The organism is Streptomyces sp. NPDC047061 (genome assembly GCF_040643955.1).
Lineage (GTDB): Bacteria > Actinomycetota > Actinomycetes > Streptomycetales > Streptomycetaceae > Streptomyces.
Genome location: NZ_JBEYVI010000004.1, coordinates 30,844 through 45,455, shown reverse-complemented (window position 1 = coordinate 45,455; position 14,612 = coordinate 30,844). Strand labels below are relative to the sequence as shown.

The window sequence follows — 14,612 nt, the reverse complement described above, 5'->3', positions numbered from 1 at the left end:
CAAGGAATGCCATGATCCGGCCTCGCCTTGCTCAAAACGGAGCCGGTCGGCAGGCAAAGCAGAACTGCTGGCGCGGATGGCATAGCGCGGGTGGCATGAGGTGGTACGAGAACAGCCCCTCCGGAATCCCGGAGGGGCTGTTTGTTGTGGCTGGGGCCGGGGTCGAACCGGCGACCTATCGCTTTTCAGGCGATCGCTCGTACCAACTGAGCTACCCAGCCACGAGGTTTCACGTGAAACCTCAGCGGTCCTGACGGGATTTGAACCCGCGGCCTCCACCTTGACAGGGTGGCGAGCACTCCAAACTGCTCCACAGGACCAAGCTGTGTGTGCAACAGTGTTGCACACGATCTTGCGTGCCCCCAACGGGATTCGAACCCGTGCTACCGCCTTGAAAGGGCGGCGTCCTAGGCCGCTAGACGATGAGGGCTATCGGCCCGCCTGCGCGCTTCGTCAGCGCGTCGGGGACGTGAGAAGCATATGGGATCGCGGGGAGTATCGCCAAAACGGTTTACGACCCCGAGGGCGACGGGGTTCCAGGGGTGCCTCCTGAGGGTGACGGGCTCTCCGAGGGGGAGGGGTGGCCCCCGGCCGGCCCGCGGTGGAGCCGCTGATCGATTACGTCTCGGGGAGGTGGCGGCTGACCTCGGCCGTCGTCTCGCCCAGACCGCCCAGTCTGATCTCGTCCCAGGCCTGGAGCCGCCGGCTGTCCCGGTCGAAGTAGAGGATCGAGGCCTCGATCGGGTCCGGGTACCTGCCCTCGACCGCCCGGAGCCCGCTGCCGCCCGTGGAACCCTCCACGCGCAGCCGGGTGCCGTGCGCGAGGATCTCCGTCTGTTCGTGGTGGAGGTGGCCCGCCAGGACCAGGGGCACCTCGCCGTCCGTCATCCGGGCCGCCGTCGGCTCGTGGACGATCGCGACGTCCACCGGGGTGTCGGCCGCCCGCTGTTCCCGCAGGGCCGTGGCCAGGCGGTCCCCGGCCAGCTCCTCGGCCGCGTCACCGCCGGGGGCGGTCGAGCGGTCCGGGGTGAACTGGGGGTCGCCGATCCCGGCGAAGCGCAGCCCGGCGATCGTCTCGGCGCGGCCGTCGTCCAGGACGTGCACGTTCTTCATGCGGGAGAGGTAGCGCTGGGTGGTGCGGGAGTCGTGGTTGCCCCGGACCCAGACGTACGGCACGCCCAGGTCGGCGATGGGGTCCAGGAAGCCGTTCTCGGCCGCCGTGCCGTGGTCCATGGTGTCGCCGGAGTCCACGATCACGTTCACCTTGTACTGCTCCACCAGCGAGGCGATGATCTTCCAGCTCGCCGGGTTCAGGTGGATGTCGGAGACGTGCAGGACGCGGAGGGTGGCGGGGTCCGGGGAGTAGGCGGGGAGCGTGGACGTCACGTCGTACAGCTTCGTCACGTTCGTCACCAGGCGGGCCAGTTCCTTCTGGTAGACGTCGAACTCGGTGACGATGCTGCGCGCGTTGCCGACCAGCGCCGGGGCGGAGGAGAGCAGGCCGGAGAACCTGGGTTCCAGGACCGACTCGGGGTTCCAGGTGGCGTACGCGGTCGCGCCCGAGGAGACGAGCAGGGCGAGGGCGAGGCCCCCGGAGGCCAGGGCGCGGCGCGGGCGGCGGTAGACCGCGAGGCCGAGGGCGGTGGCACCGGCGACGACGGCCACGCAGGAGCGTACGGCCAGGTCGAGGGTGCCGTGCTCGACGTCGTGGGCGACCTCGTCCTGGAGTCCGGAGAGGCGCTCGGGGTGGTCGACCAGGGCCTGGGAGCGGACCGGGTCGAGCTGGTCGACGTTGACGTCGAGGCGGACGGGGCCGGCGTGGGTGTCCAGGTACAGGGCGCCCAGCGGTGAGACGTTGATCTTCGTGCCGCCGCTGAGGGACGGGCGCAGTGTCATCGTCGTGTCCATCGGGCCGACCTGGGTGCGGACGTTCCCGACGATCAGCAGGCCGAGCCAGGCGCCGACGAGCACGACGGCGGCCAGCCCGAGGGCGCGGCTCCAGGCGGGCGGCTCGTGTGCCTCGGGGGCGAGTTCCAGGACGGGCGGGCGGGCTCGGGTTCGGGTGCGGACGCGGGCCATTGGTGCCGTATGCCCAGGATTGCCAGCTCATATGCGGGCTTGGGGCGCCGGCGGGTCAGCCCCAGCCCAGTTCGTGGAGGCGGGCGTCCCCGATGCCGAAATGGTGTGCCACCTCGTGGACGACGGTCACGGCGACCTCGTGGACCACGTCCTCCGGTGTCTCGCAATACCGCAGGGTCGGTCCCATGTAGATCGTGATGCGGTCGGGGAGGACCCCGGCGTACCACTCCCCGCGCTCGGTGAGCGGCGTGCCCTCGTAGAGGCCCAGCAGCTCCGGGTCGTCGGCGGACGGCTCGTCCTCCACGAACACGGCCACGTTGTCCATGACCCGCGTCAGCTCCGGCGGGATCCGGTCCAGGGCCTCGCTCACCAGTTCTTCGAACCCGTCGCGGGTCATCTCCAGCACAGGGCCATTGTCGGGGACGAACGCGTGGAACGGGGGCTCCGGCCCCTATTGCACGCCTGTGACAGCGCACGCACAGCTCCGTCATTCCCCGTGGGAAGACTTCAGACATCGCGAAGGGGCGGCACGGTCTGCCCCTGATCCTGGTCATTCACCCTGGGGGGACCCGATGTCCGCACGTTACCGTCGTCGCACCGCAGCCGCCGCCACCGGTGTCGCCGCGCTGCTGGCCGTGGCCGGTGTGGCCGGTGTGTCCGCCGCCGCGACGGCCGCTCCCGTCGCCAGGGCCGTGACCGTGCCCCGGGGGCTGACCGTCAGCGACGGCACCCGGCACGTTCTCGTCGGCGGCAGGTCGATCGACTTCGGTACCGTCGCCCGCGACCTGGCCTGGAACCCGAGCGGCAGCAAGGCCGCCTTCGTCGACGGCCACGGCAACCTCGTCGTCTCCGACCCCGACGGCAGCCACCGGGTCACCGTCGCCGCCAACCCGGGCAACCAGACCTGGTCCCACCCGACCTGGCAGGTCGCCGCGGCCGACCGGACGAACGGCATCCCCGCGAAGAACAACATCATCTTCGCCGCCAAGATCCACGGCAGCACCGTGCTGGAGCGCGTCAAGGCCACCGGCAACCACGCCAAGCCGGCCAGGATCAGCCTGAACAGCGACGACCCGGAGGCGGGCGCCCTCCCGCAGACGAACAACGCCTGGCCGAACGCCGGGGGTCCCTACGGCACGGCCGTCTACGACAACACCCACACCGGCGAGGTCTACATCCGGGACGACTACCTGCGTCAGCAGGGCGGTGCGCTGGCCAAGGGCTCCGAGCCGGCGCTCGCCCCCGACGCGGAGGAGGTCGTCTTCGTCCGCTCGGTCGGCGGCCACGACCACCTCTTCGTCGACGACCTGACCGCCGGCACCAACGCGGTCAAGGACATCACCCCGCACGCCACCACCGACTACACCGAGCCCACCTGGTCGCCCAACGGCAAGACCATCGCCTTCCGGACCCCGAACGGCATCTACACCGTCACCAGGACCGCCCACGGGTTCGGCAAGCCGGTCAAGGCCTCCGCGCACAAGGGACTGCCCGCCTACCGCGGCTGACCGCTGCCGCCCGAGCGGCCGTCGGAGCGGGCGAGTTCGGCCCGTAGCGCCGCCAGGTGCTCGTCGGCCGTGTCGTGGGGCAGGAACTCGACCACGTCGAGGAAACGGAACAGCACCTGGGACCTGGTGACGGCGAACTCGTAGTCGCCGAACCCCACCACGGCACCCAGCTCCCCTCGCACCGCACCCCGGACGACATGCGCGGTCATGTCGTCCGGGGTTTCCGCGCTGGTGCCCCGCCGGGCGTTGGGGCGGGCCAGGTACGGACAGACCATCGAGGCGTAGAGCATGCACGCGCGGTGCCCGGGAGCCTCCAGGGTCGGCGCCAGGTTGCGGTACGGCCGCCCGGCGGCCAGCGCGTCGCCGATCGCGGAGCTCTCCGCGGCGCCGACCACCCGCCACACCGGGCCCCTGGGCATCAGCGTGTTGCAGACGGAACACAGCCTGTTGCGGGCGCACTCCGCGCTGCGCTCGTAGTCGGTGAGTGCGAACCGGGGGGCGTCGCCCTCCCACGGCGTGATGGCGGGCACGGGGTAGCCACGGCTGTCACGAGGCCTGGCCTCGACGCTCGCCGGCATGGGAACGGAGTCGAATCGCACACCCCATGGTGAACCACCCGCCCACACCCCCGCGACGGTCGGTGGCGGGGAGGCGTGTCCTCTTGTGGGCGGCGGGAGTTGGGCAGGTTGACTTCTTTCTCCGCCCCCGGAGGTGGCCGCCGTGCGCCCCTTGAACGTACCCGTCCGTCTGGCCGTCACGGTGATGGCGGTCGCGGCCGCCGCCGGCTGTGTGAGCGTGGGCGACGACGCGGGGAAGGCCAAGCCGTCGCACTCCGCGGGGCACCGGGACGGTGAGGTGGCCGACGGCGGGTCCGGGGTGTCCGGCGAGGGCGGTGCGGGGTACGGCGGCGCGGTGGCCGACGGGAAGCGCGGGCACGGGGAGAAGGCGAAGCCGGGGGAGTCGGCGTCGGCGTCCGCGAAACCGACGAAGGGGGCGAGCGCGGGGCCGGCCGTGCCGGTGCAGCCGGGGAAGAGCGTGGCGCCGGGGGTGCCGGCCGGGCCGACGGCGGCCCCGACGACGCCCGCGCCCCCGGCGGCCTCCCCCACCCCGCCGCCCGCTTCGCCCACCCCACCGCCCCCGGCGACGGACCCCCCGTCGGCCGAGCCGTCCTCGTCGGCACACGAGGACACGGGGACCCAGCTGGTGCAACGGGAACCGGCACCAGAGGCGGGGACGCCGGCGTAGCGGGTGCGGGGCGTGTGCCGGGTGCGGCATCGTCGTGGTTGCTTGCGCAGTTCCCCGCGCCCCTTTGGGGCGCGTTCCAATGGGCCGGGGCGCTGTGAGTCGGCCTTCTCCGGCGTGGGGAAGAAGAGGGGTGGGGTCCGGTGTTGGGGAGTGCGTAGGGCAGCGCGTCCGGTCTGTGTGGTCTGTGTGCCGACGGATTGGCGTGATCGTCGTCAGGGTTGTGGCAAACCTGCTGTGAGCTACGTGACTAGGGCTCGGTTTGCCTTCGGGGGTGTTGGGTGCGTATGGTGGTAGATCGTTTGATCCCATTTGCCCGGCGCCACTGCAGAGCGCGCCGTGTGGCGCGTACTCTCCCTTGCCGTGGCGGACCGCATTGAGGCGGTCGTGAGCGAATCACGGAGTTGACGGGCGCGTGCCGAAGAGACTCCGGAAGGTTTCGCATTCGCATGTCCGTGTCCAGTAATGACCAGATCGTTGTGCCCGAGAACATCCAGGACGACGAACTGGTGACCCAGGTCTCCGAGGAGACCGCTGACACCACCCCCCAGATCACCTTTGCCGACCTCGGTCTCCCCGAGGGCGTCGTGCGCAAGCTCGCGCAGAACGGCGTGACCACCCCCTTCCCGATCCAGGCCGCGACCATCCCGGACGCCCTGGCCGGCAAGGACATCCTCGGCCGGGGCCGCACCGGCTCCGGCAAGACCCTCTCCTTCGGTCTGCCCACCCTGGCCACGCTGGCCGGCGGCCGCACCGAGAAGAAGCGGCCGCGTGCCGTCATCCTCACCCCGACCCGCGAGCTGGCGATGCAGGTCGCCGACGCGCTCCAGCCCTACGGCGACGTCGTCGGGCTGAAGATGAAGGTCGTCTGCGGCGGTACCTCCATGGGCAACCAGATCTACGCCCTGGAGCGCGGTGTCGACATCCTCGTCGCCACCCCGGGCCGCCTGCGCGACATCATCAACCGCGGCGCCTGCTCCCTCGAGGACGTGCAGATCGCCGTCCTCGACGAGGCCGACCAGATGTCCGACCTGGGCTTCCTGCCCGAGGTCACCGAGCTGCTCGACCAGGTCCCGGCCGGCGGCCAGCGCATGCTCTTCTCCGCCACCATGGAGAACGAGATCTCCACGCTGGTCAAGCGCTACCTGGTCGACCCGGTCTCGCACGAGGTCGACGCCGCCCAGGGCGCGGTCACGACCATGTCCCACCACATCCTCATCGTGAAGCCCAAGGACAAGGCGCCGGTCACCGCCGCCATCGCCTCCCGCAAGGGCCGCACGATCATCTTCGTCCGCACCCAGCTGGGCGCCGACCGCGTCGCCGAGCAGCTGCGCGACTCCGGCGTGAAGGCCGACGCGCTGCACGGCGGCATGACCCAGGGCGCCCGGACCCGGACCCTCGCCGACTTCAAGGACGGGTACGTCAACGTCCTGGTCGCCACCGACGTCGCCGCCCGCGGCATCCACGTCGACGGCATCGACCTGGTCCTGAACGTCGACCCGGCCGGCGACCACAAGGACTACCTGCACCGCGCCGGCCGTACCGCTCGCGCGGGCCGCACCGGCACGGTCGTCTCGCTCTCCCTGCCGCACCAGCGCCGGCAGATCTTCCGGCTGATGGAGGACGCGGGCGTCGACGCCGGGCGTCACATCATCAACTCCGGTACAGCCTTCGAGCCCGAGGTCGCCGACATCACCGGCGCGCGTTCGATGACCGAGGTCCAGTCCGAGTCCGCGGCCAACGCGGCGCAGCAGGCCGAGCGCGAGGTCACCCAGCTCACCAAGGAGCTGGAGCGGGCCCAGCGCCGGGCCGCCGAGCTGCGCGAGGAGGCCGACCGCCTGGTCGCCCGAGTCGCCCGCGAGCGCGGCGAGGACCCGGAGGCGGCGGTGGCCGAGGCCGCCGCCGTGGCCGAGGCCGAGGCCGAGACGGCGGATCAGCCGGCCGCCGAGGCGCCGGCCCGTCAGGAGTCCACCTCGTACGAGCGTCCGCGTCAGCAGCGTGACGAGCGGGGCAACTACGAGCGCCGTGACCGCCGTGACGACCGTCCGTCGGGCGGCTTCCGCCGTGACGACCGTCGTGACGGTGGCGACCGTGGCGGCTTCCGTCGCGACGACCGTCCGTCGGGCGGTTTCCGCCGTGACGACCGCCGCGACGACCGTCGTGACGGTGGCGACCGTGGCGGCTTCCGCCGTGACGACCGTCCGTCGGGCGGTTTCCGCCGCGACGACCGCCGTGACGACCGCGGTGACCGTTCCTTCGACCGTCGTGACGAGCGCCGTGACGACCGCGGCGGCTTCCGCCGTGACGAGCAGCGTCGGCCGTTCGACCGGGACCGTGACGACCGTGGCGGCCGCTCCTTCGAGCGCCGTGACGACCGCGGCGGCTTCCGCCGCGACGACCGTCCGTCCGGCCACCGGGGCAGCGACCGCCCGTTCAACCGCGACCGCCGCGACGACCGCCCGGGTTTCCGCAGCGGTGGCCACAGCGGTCACGACCGCCCGTTCGGCCGTCGTGACGACCACCGCGGCTCCTCCTCCGGCCCCTCCGGCCCCTCCGGCTCCTTCGGCCGCCGGGACGACAAGCCGCGCTGGAAGCGCAACGGCTGACACCGAGTGAGGTGACGAAGGGCCCGTGCGACGACCTGTCGTACGGGCCCTTCCGCGTCCCGGACCGGGGCGGCACGGACCGGCCCCGCCAACTACCCCCTGTTCACGGTCAATTCACTGTTGATGCCTGTGCGCCGGTTGTTAACATCCTTTGACTTTTGACTTCTTGGGGGGTTCCTTGAGCCGGCATGCCCGGATCGCACTCACACTGGTCGGACTGGCCGCCCTCGGCGCCGGTTCGCTGACCACCGCGGGCACGGCCGCCGCGGACACCACTCCGACGCCGATCACGACGGGCGGCGTCTGGGGCATCGACTACGCGGGCGGCTTCCTGGCCACCGTGGAGAACGCGCCGAGCGGCGACCAGTGGGTGATCGGCCGGCAGATCTCGGCCGACGGCTCCACGGTGCTGGACAGGACGACCCGGGGATTCGCCGGCACGTTCGCGGTCGGCAGCCATGTCCAGCGGGTGTCCTGCGACCAGGGCGCGCCGGGCTGTGTGCCGCTGCGCACCTTCGGCAACTCCTACGTCGGCGACTTCCTGGACGACGGCACCGGCAAGCAGCAGGCCCAGATCTACCTGACCGAGGACACGATGGACGGCGGGCCCGATCCGGTCGTCACCGGCGGCCGTTTCGTCGACGCCACCGGCCGCTTCTACGTCTACCAGGCGTCCTCCACCGGCAAGCAGTACGTCGACGCGGTGCCCGTGTACCAGACCGAGAACGTCCGGCTGACCCGGTCCGTCACCGCCGCCTCCGTGTGGGGTTCGACCCTGTGGACGCCGGGCACCGGCAACGGCGTCGTCACCGGATACGACCTGAAGGCGAAGAAGACGGTCGCGTCCGTCTCCACCGGCGCGCCCTGCACGGTGAAGGAACTTCAGGTCGTCGGCCGCTGGATCTACTGGAACTGCGGCCCGGCGGGCGCCGCGGGCGTGTACGACCGTACGGCGAAGAAGAACATCAAGGTGCCCTCCGGCCCGGTGCTCGTCGGCGACGGCTACCTGGTCCAGCACGACCGGACCGCGGGCAAGCTGATGCTGACGGACTTCCACACCGGGACGGCGGCCGCGCCGCGCGCCGTCGCCGACCTGCCCGCCGGGCAGAGCGCCGACCAGCGGCGGCAGACCTGGTCCGTGGACAAGTTCGGCGGCGACATCGCCTACGTCGACCGGGAGAACCGGATCCGGATCGTGCCCAGCGGGGTGCCGACGCAGCCGCTGACGGGGATCGAGTCGGAGGTGGCGGACTGGGACGAGGACGCCCGGGGCGCCACCGGCAACACCGTCTGGGGCAGCGTCTGGCAGCTCAGCAAGCCCGCGAAGTGGACCTTCACCGTGAAGGACAGCCGCGGGCACGCCGACCGCACCATCAAGGGCAGCGGTACGTCGGTCGACATCGGCTGGGACGGCACGAACGACACGGGCGGCTATCCGCTCAACGGCCCGAAGACCTGGACGCTGACCGCCACCGCCGTCGAGGGCCCGGGGACGTACACGACCAGCGGGAAGTTCGGCTACACCGGCGGCACGCAGGGCTTCCACGACCAGAGCGGGTACAGCTACGGCGACCTGGCCACCCTCAGCTCCTCCGGCGGCCTCACGCTCCACTCCACCACCGGCAACGGCAAGTTCAGCGGCAACTGGGCGGCCTTCGGCTGGCCGGCGGGCACGGTCGCCGTTCCCTTCGGGGACATGACCGGTGACCGGTGCTCGGAGATGCTGGTGCGGATGCCGAACGGGGAGCTGCGCCGGTACACCGGCAAGTGCGGCGGCTCGTACAAGCCGTCCGACAAGCACGTCTCCCTCGGCACCGGCTGGAACGCGTACAACGTCCTCACCGCCCCCGGCGACCTCACCGGCGACGGCCGGACCGACCTGCTGGCCCGCAAGGCCGCCACCGGGGACGTCTACCTGTTCGCCGACGACGGCACCGGGAGGCTGAAGGCCGGGGTGAAGATCCGCACGTGGTCGTCGTACACGAGGATCGTCGGCGCCGGTGACCTGAACGGCGACGGCTTCGGGGACGTGCTGGCGGTCGACAAGTCCGGGACGCTGTGGCGCTACGACGGCACCGGGACGGGCCAGGTGAAGGAGCGGGTGCAGGTCGCCGCGCACTGGAACGCCTCGTACAACGCGGTCGTGGGCGTCGGCGACATCACCGGGGACGGGAAGAACGACCTGGTGATGCGGGACACCGCGGGCAACCTGTACCGGCAGACGGGCACGGGCAGGGGCACGTTCGCGGCGCGCGTGAAAATCGCGACGGGCTGGCAGGGCTACAAGGCGCTCTTCTAAGCCCTGTTCAGGCCTCTGCCGAGGCTCCTGTTCAGGCTACCGAGGTCTGTTTCCGGGCCGTTCCAGCCTGTTTTCGGCCAAGCTGTGACGCATGTCACGCCCCCGGTGAGGGAATCGCTGGGGGCATGACAGATGACGCGACGGTCAAGTCGCCCTCCGGCGCACTCTCCGACGAGGAGCGGCTCGCCCAGCTCGGCTACACCCAGGTCCTGGCCCGCCGTATGTCGGCCTTCTCGAACTACGCGGTCTCCTTCACGATCATCTCGGTCCTCTCCGGCTGTCTCACCCTCTACCTCTTCGGCATGATCACCGGCGGCCCGGCCGTGATCACCTGGGGCTGGGTGGCCGTGGGCCTGATGACCCTCTTCGTAGGCCTCTCGATGGCCGAGATCTGCTCCGCCTATCCGACCTCCGCCGGCCTCTACTTCTGGGCCCACCGGCTGGCCCCGCCCCGCAGCGCGGCCGCCTGGGCGTGGTTCACGGGCTGGTTCAACGTGCTCGGCCAGGTGGCGGTGACGGCGGGCATCGACTTCGGCGCCGCGTCCTTCCTCGGCGCGTACCTGAACCTCCAGTTCGACTTCACCGTCACCCCCGGCCGCACGATCCTCCTCTTCGCCGGGATCCTGGTCCTCCACGGCCTCCTCAACACCTTCGGCGTCCGCATAGTCGCCCTCCTGAACAGCGTCAGCGTGTGGTGGCACGTGGTCGGCGTCCTGGTGATCGTCGGCGCGCTGACCTTCGTCCCCGACCACCACCAGTCGGCGTCCTTCGTCTTCACCAAGTTCGTGAACGACACGGGCTGGAGCAGCGGCCCGTACGTCGTCCTCATCGGCCTCCTGATGGCCCAGTACACCTTCACGGGCTACGACGCCTCGGCGCACATGACGGAGGAGACGCACGACGCGTCCACGGCCGGCCCGAAGGGCATCGTCCGCTCGATCTGGACGTCCTGGATAGCCGGCTTCGTCCTCCTCCTCGGCTTCACGTTCGCCATCCAGTCGTACGACAAGGAGGCGGCGTCCCCGACGGGCGCACCGCCGGCCCAGATCCTCCTGGACGCGCTCGGCGCCACGACCGGCAAGCTCCTGCTCCTCGTCGCCATCGGCGCCCAGCTCTTCTGCGGGATGGCCTCGGTGACGGCCAACAGCCGCATGATCTATGCCTTCTCCCGCGACGGTGCGCTGCCCTTCTCCCGCCTCTGGCACACGGTCAGCCCCCGCACCCGCACCCCCGTGGCGGCCGTCTGGCTGGCGGCCCTCTCCGCCCTCGCCCTGGGCCTTCCGTACCTGATCAACTACACGGCCTACGCCGCCGTGACGTCGATCGCGGTGATCGGCCTGTACGTGGCCTACGTCATTCCGACACTGCTGCGGGTACGCAAGGGCGACGCGTTCGAGCGGGGCCCGTGGCACCTGGGCCGCTGGTCGATCGTGATCGGCGTGATCTCGGTGACGTGGGTGGTGGTCATCACCGTCCTCTTCATGCTCCCGCAGGTCTCCCCGGTCACCTGGAAGTCCTTCAACTACGCCCCGGTCGCCGTGCTGGCCGTCCTCGGCTTCGCCGCGATCTGGTGGCAGGCCTCGGCCCGCCACTGGTTCCTCAACCCGGCCGCGACGCCCCGCCAGGAGGACAGCCCCGAACTGGCCGACCTCTGACCCACCGGCTCCCGATGTCCCACTTCTGCCATGCGACGCGGCCACGACCCCGATACCCGATCGGCGAGACGCCTCCGTCCGGCTATGCTCGGGGAGGCAACATCGCCTGGGCCGTTAGCTCAATTGGCAGAGCAGTGGACTTTTAATCCATTGGTTGTGGGTTCGAGTCCCACACGGCCTACGGGTGGTGGGCGGGGGACATGGCCCCTGACCTGCTGTGCAGCGCCTGGTCCGACTTCGTTCGGGTCGGGCGCTGCTTCGTTTCCGGGCTCGTGCATGCGCGGATGTGCCCCCCCCGTCGCCTACGTCGACAACCCGCACACCCTGTGCGACCCGATGGGGCTCACTCCGTGCGACGAGGCCGACGTCGCACGGGGTGGCCGTGTCCGCCACGGCGCACCCGGGCCTGGCGGCCGGGCCGCCGGCATGGAAGCCCCGCCGTGGAGTGCCGGACGACTACAAGGAGCTGGTCGAAACCTACGGCGGTGGCGTCTTCGACGAGACCATCTGGCTTCTGGACCCGGAATGCCCCGACGAGAACTAGAGGGGCAGTGAAGCGACTGGCCACCGAAGGGTGATCACTCGGTCAGAATGGCGGGTACATGGAGCTTGTCCCAGGACCTCTTGCCCGGAATTCCGTCCGCGTCATCGCCCGAGAATCCCAGTTTGTGCTGCCACTTGGCGTAGGAGGCCCGGTCGGCGTCGCTCCACTGATAGTCGGGCCCGCCGGGGTAGGACGAGCAATGCTCCTCGATGAGGCGGTAGCCCATGGCCTCGATGATCGGGCTGGCCGTGTCCGGCACGAAGAAGTCGACGCCCGGGAAGGGCTCGTACTCGCCGGACGGCTCCGGTGCGGAGACGCGGACCCGCTGCCCGATCTGAATCACGTTCTGATTGGTGATCTCCGGATTCCACTCCAGGATTTGGTCCAGTGTCAGACCGTACAAGGCGGCAATCTTGGTCAGGTTGTCACCCTTTTTTACTACGTAGAATTTCGCTGCTGTCTCACTCATATAGTCGATTTTAATGGGCTCCTGATGATATGCAAACGCAGATTCGTTTGCTGATTCAGCTATTTACGTATCAACTGCTCGGCGGGGTCTGACGCCAGGGCGGCGGTCTCGGCTTCGTTCTCGTGGCGGTGCGTCAGCGGCCGTTCGGCTGTCTGCCCGTCGCGGCATGGCGCAGCAGCGGGGTGACGCGGTGCGGTACGAGTTCGCGCATGGCCAGGGCCGTCGTCGTGCGTTCGATGCCGGGAACGGCGAGGATCTGCCCCGCGATCCGGTACAGATCCTCGGCGGACACCTCGGCCAGCCGATGCTGGTCGACCCGTGCGGTGACGAACGCGGTGAGCGGATGGCCCAGGGCCCTCGGGGCGACCCGGCGTTCGAAGGAGCCGAGGGCGCCGCCCTGTTCCATCCTGGCCACCCACAACCCCGGGCGATCGCCGGCCGGGGTTGTGGGTGGCCAGGCCGCCGTACCCGGCCGGCGGTTCGCACCCGAACGTGAATCCGTAGATCAACCGATAGGTCCGTCAGATCGGTCGATATTCACCAATCCGCAGAGAAGGCCGCTCCGAATCTCCAGGCGTCAGGCAAGTTGGCATGGAGGACGGACGGTATGACACCTATCTCCAGGAGCGGTGCGGGGCGCAGGGGCCTCGCGACCCTCATCGCGGGTGCGCTGGCCGCCGGGGGACTCACAGCCGCCGGTGTGGCCACGCTGGAACCGGGGGCGGCCTCCGCCTCCAGTCACCGGGAGGCGCCGCTGATCTCGGGACAGCCCCGGTACGACAACACGGACGTGTACGCCTTCGTCAGTCCGGACCACCCGGAGACGACGACGGTCATCGCGGACTGGATCCCGTTCGAGGACCCGGCGGGCGGCCCGAACTTCTACACGTTCGCGGACGACGCCCAGTACGACATCCACATCGACAACAACGGCGACGCGCAGGGCGAACTGCTGCTGCGCTACACCTTCACGACGCACACGAAGAACAAGAAGACGTTCCTCTACAACACGGGCCCGGTCACCAGCCTGGACGACCCGGACCTGAACGTCACGCAGACCTACGACATCCAACTGCTCAAGCTGCACAACCAGAAGGTCGTGTCGGAGACGAAGCTCGCCGACGACGTACCGGTGGCTCCGTCGAACGTCGGCAAGGCGTCGATGCCGGACTACGGCAAACTCCGCCGCCAGGCCGTCCGTCGACTCGCCGACGGCGTCCAGACGTTCGCCGGCCAGGCAGACGACCCGTTCTTCCTGGACCTGCGCGTGTTCGACCTGCTGTACGGCGGGAACCTCTCCGAGGTCGGCAACGACACCCTCAAGGGCTACAACGTCAACTCGGTCGCCCTGCAACTGCCCACCGCCCTGATCACCGAGTCGAAGGACCAGCCGGTCGTCGGCATCTGGTCGACCACCCAGCGAAAGAACGCCCAGGGCAGCTACGAGCAGGTCTCCCGGCTGGGCAACCCGCTGGTCAACGAGGTCGTCAACCCGCAGCGGGACAAGGACAGGTTCAACGCGTCCTCGCCGTGGAACGACGGCCAGTTCGCGAAGAACGTGACCAGTCCGGAGCTGCCGAGGCTCATCGAGTCCGTCTACGGGATCAAGGCGCCCGCGGAACCGCGCAACGATCTCGTCGACGTCTTCCTCAAGGGCGTCAAGGGCCTCAACCAGCCGCCGAACGTGCGGCCGGCGGAGATGCTGCGCCTGAACACCTCCATCAAGCCGGCCGCCGAACCGAAACGGCTCGGTGTGCTCGACGGCGACAACGCGGGCTTCCCGAACGGTCGTCGGCTCACCGACGACGTCGTGGACATCGCGCTGCAGGTCGTCGAGGGCGAACTGGTCGGTTCGAAGAACGACCTGGGCGACGCGGTCGACGCCAACGACCAGAGGTTCGGCGACTCCTTCCCCTACCTGGCCGAGCCCGTGGCGGGTTCGCGGGGCCCGCTGGCCAAGGGCGCGACCGGCGGCAATGACGTCCGCAACCAGGTGGGCGACGCACTGCGGCCGGCCGGCTCCGCCGACGGCACGCACGACACCGGCCTGATCGCCGCGTCGGCGGCCTCCGGCGCGGCGGGGATCCTGCTGGTCGGGCTGGGGCTGGCGTGGTGGCGTCGGCGCACCCGGCGGCAGGACTGAGAGACGGTGAGAGCGGGGTGGGGGTCGGCTGGAGGAACTCCGGCTCCCGCCCTGGCGCCGGCCCGCC

At 70.2% G+C, this 14,612-nt stretch carries 10 protein-coding genes, 4 tRNA genes and 3 pseudogenes; 8 read left to right on the top strand and 9 right to left on the bottom strand.

The window, feature by feature from the left end:
• Positions 1-147: 147 nt before the first annotated feature.
• From ABZ887_RS08635 to ABZ887_RS08615, 5 genes are all read right to left on the bottom strand, one after another.
• Positions 148-221 (bottom strand) — tRNA-Phe (locus tag ABZ887_RS08635).
• A gap of 24 nt (positions 222-245) precedes the next feature.
• Positions 246-320: transfer RNA gene (locus ABZ887_RS08630), tRNA-Asp, on the bottom strand.
• A 37-nt stretch (positions 321-357) separates the two neighbouring features.
• Positions 358-430, bottom strand: a tRNA-Glu gene (locus tag ABZ887_RS08625).
• A gap of 188 nt (positions 431-618) precedes the next feature.
• The gene (locus ABZ887_RS08620; RefSeq protein WP_361284746.1) at positions 619-2,079 is read right to left on the bottom strand and encodes a metallophosphoesterase; all 1,461 of its coding nucleotides are present in this window, start codon (positions 2,077-2,079) and stop codon (positions 619-621) included.
• 55 nt (positions 2,080-2,134) lie between these two features.
• Entirely contained in the window at positions 2,135-2,485 is a 351-nt protein-coding gene (locus tag ABZ887_RS08615; protein WP_352361908.1) for a metallopeptidase family protein, read from the bottom strand.
• A 166-nt stretch (positions 2,486-2,651) separates the two neighbouring features.
• Here ABZ887_RS08615 and ABZ887_RS08610 point away from each other — a divergent pair, with 166 nt between their 5' ends.
• On the top strand, positions 2,652-3,587 hold the full coding sequence (locus ABZ887_RS08610) for a hypothetical protein (protein ID WP_361284742.1): 936 nt from the start codon (positions 2,652-2,654) through the stop codon (positions 3,585-3,587).
• On the opposite strand, the gene ABZ887_RS08605 is transcribed toward ABZ887_RS08610, so the two are convergent.
• Positions 3,575-4,165 carry a hypothetical protein gene (locus tag ABZ887_RS08605; protein WP_361284739.1) on the bottom strand — a complete coding sequence of 197 codons (591 nt, stop codon included), beginning with the start codon at positions 4,163-4,165 and terminating at the stop codon, positions 3,575-3,577. The genes ABZ887_RS08610 and ABZ887_RS08605 overlap by 13 nt on opposite strands.
• A gap of 142 nt (positions 4,166-4,307) precedes the next feature.
• Between ABZ887_RS08605 and ABZ887_RS08600 the strand changes: the two genes are divergently transcribed.
• The 6 genes and pseudogenes from ABZ887_RS08600 to ABZ887_RS08575 all read left to right on the top strand — a co-directional run.
• On the top strand, positions 4,308-4,832 hold the full coding sequence (locus tag ABZ887_RS08600; RefSeq protein ID WP_361284736.1) for a hypothetical protein: 525 nt from the start codon (positions 4,308-4,310) through the stop codon (positions 4,830-4,832).
• Positions 4,833-5,278: 446 nt separating this feature from the next.
• Positions 5,279-7,435 (top strand): DEAD/DEAH box helicase, encoded by a 2,157-nt coding sequence (locus tag ABZ887_RS08595; RefSeq protein WP_361284733.1) that lies wholly within the window; start codon positions 5,279-5,281, stop codon positions 7,433-7,435.
• Positions 7,436-7,613: 178 nt separating this feature from the next.
• Complete coding sequence (locus ABZ887_RS08590; protein ID WP_361284730.1) at positions 7,614-9,734, top strand: VCBS repeat-containing protein; 2,121 nt, start codon at positions 7,614-7,616, stop codon at positions 9,732-9,734.
• 125 nt (positions 9,735-9,859) lie between these two features.
• Entirely contained in the window at positions 9,860-11,389 is a 1,530-nt protein-coding gene (locus ABZ887_RS08585) for an amino acid permease (RefSeq protein WP_361284727.1), read from the top strand.
• Between the two features lie 108 nt (positions 11,390-11,497).
• Positions 11,498-11,570 (top strand) — tRNA-Lys (locus tag ABZ887_RS08580).
• A gap of 264 nt (positions 11,571-11,834) precedes the next feature.
• A pseudogene (locus ABZ887_RS08575) lies at positions 11,835-11,930 on the top strand (SMI1/KNR4 family protein); the annotation flags it as partial.
• Between the two features lie 37 nt (positions 11,931-11,967).
• Here the strand turns inward: ABZ887_RS08575 and ABZ887_RS08570 are convergent.
• The 3 genes and pseudogenes from ABZ887_RS08570 to ABZ887_RS08560 form a co-directional block, all read right to left on the bottom strand.
• A pseudogene (locus ABZ887_RS08570) lies at positions 11,968-12,222 on the bottom strand (peptidoglycan-binding protein); the annotation flags it as partial.
• A gap of 36 nt (positions 12,223-12,258) precedes the next feature.
• Positions 12,259-12,402 (bottom strand): annotated as a pseudogene (locus ABZ887_RS08565) (LysM domain-containing protein); the annotation flags it as partial.
• Between the two features lie 133 nt (positions 12,403-12,535).
• On the bottom strand, positions 12,536-12,817 hold the full coding sequence (locus ABZ887_RS08560; protein WP_361284724.1) for a hypothetical protein: 282 nt from the start codon (positions 12,815-12,817) through the stop codon (positions 12,536-12,538).
• Between the two features lie 192 nt (positions 12,818-13,009).
• Here ABZ887_RS08560 and ABZ887_RS08555 point away from each other — a divergent pair, with 192 nt between their 5' ends.
• On the top strand, positions 13,010-14,545 hold the full coding sequence (locus tag ABZ887_RS08555; protein ID WP_361284721.1) for a DUF4331 domain-containing protein: 1,536 nt from the start codon (positions 13,010-13,012) through the stop codon (positions 14,543-14,545).
• The last annotated feature ends 67 nt before the right edge of the window (positions 14,546-14,612 follow it).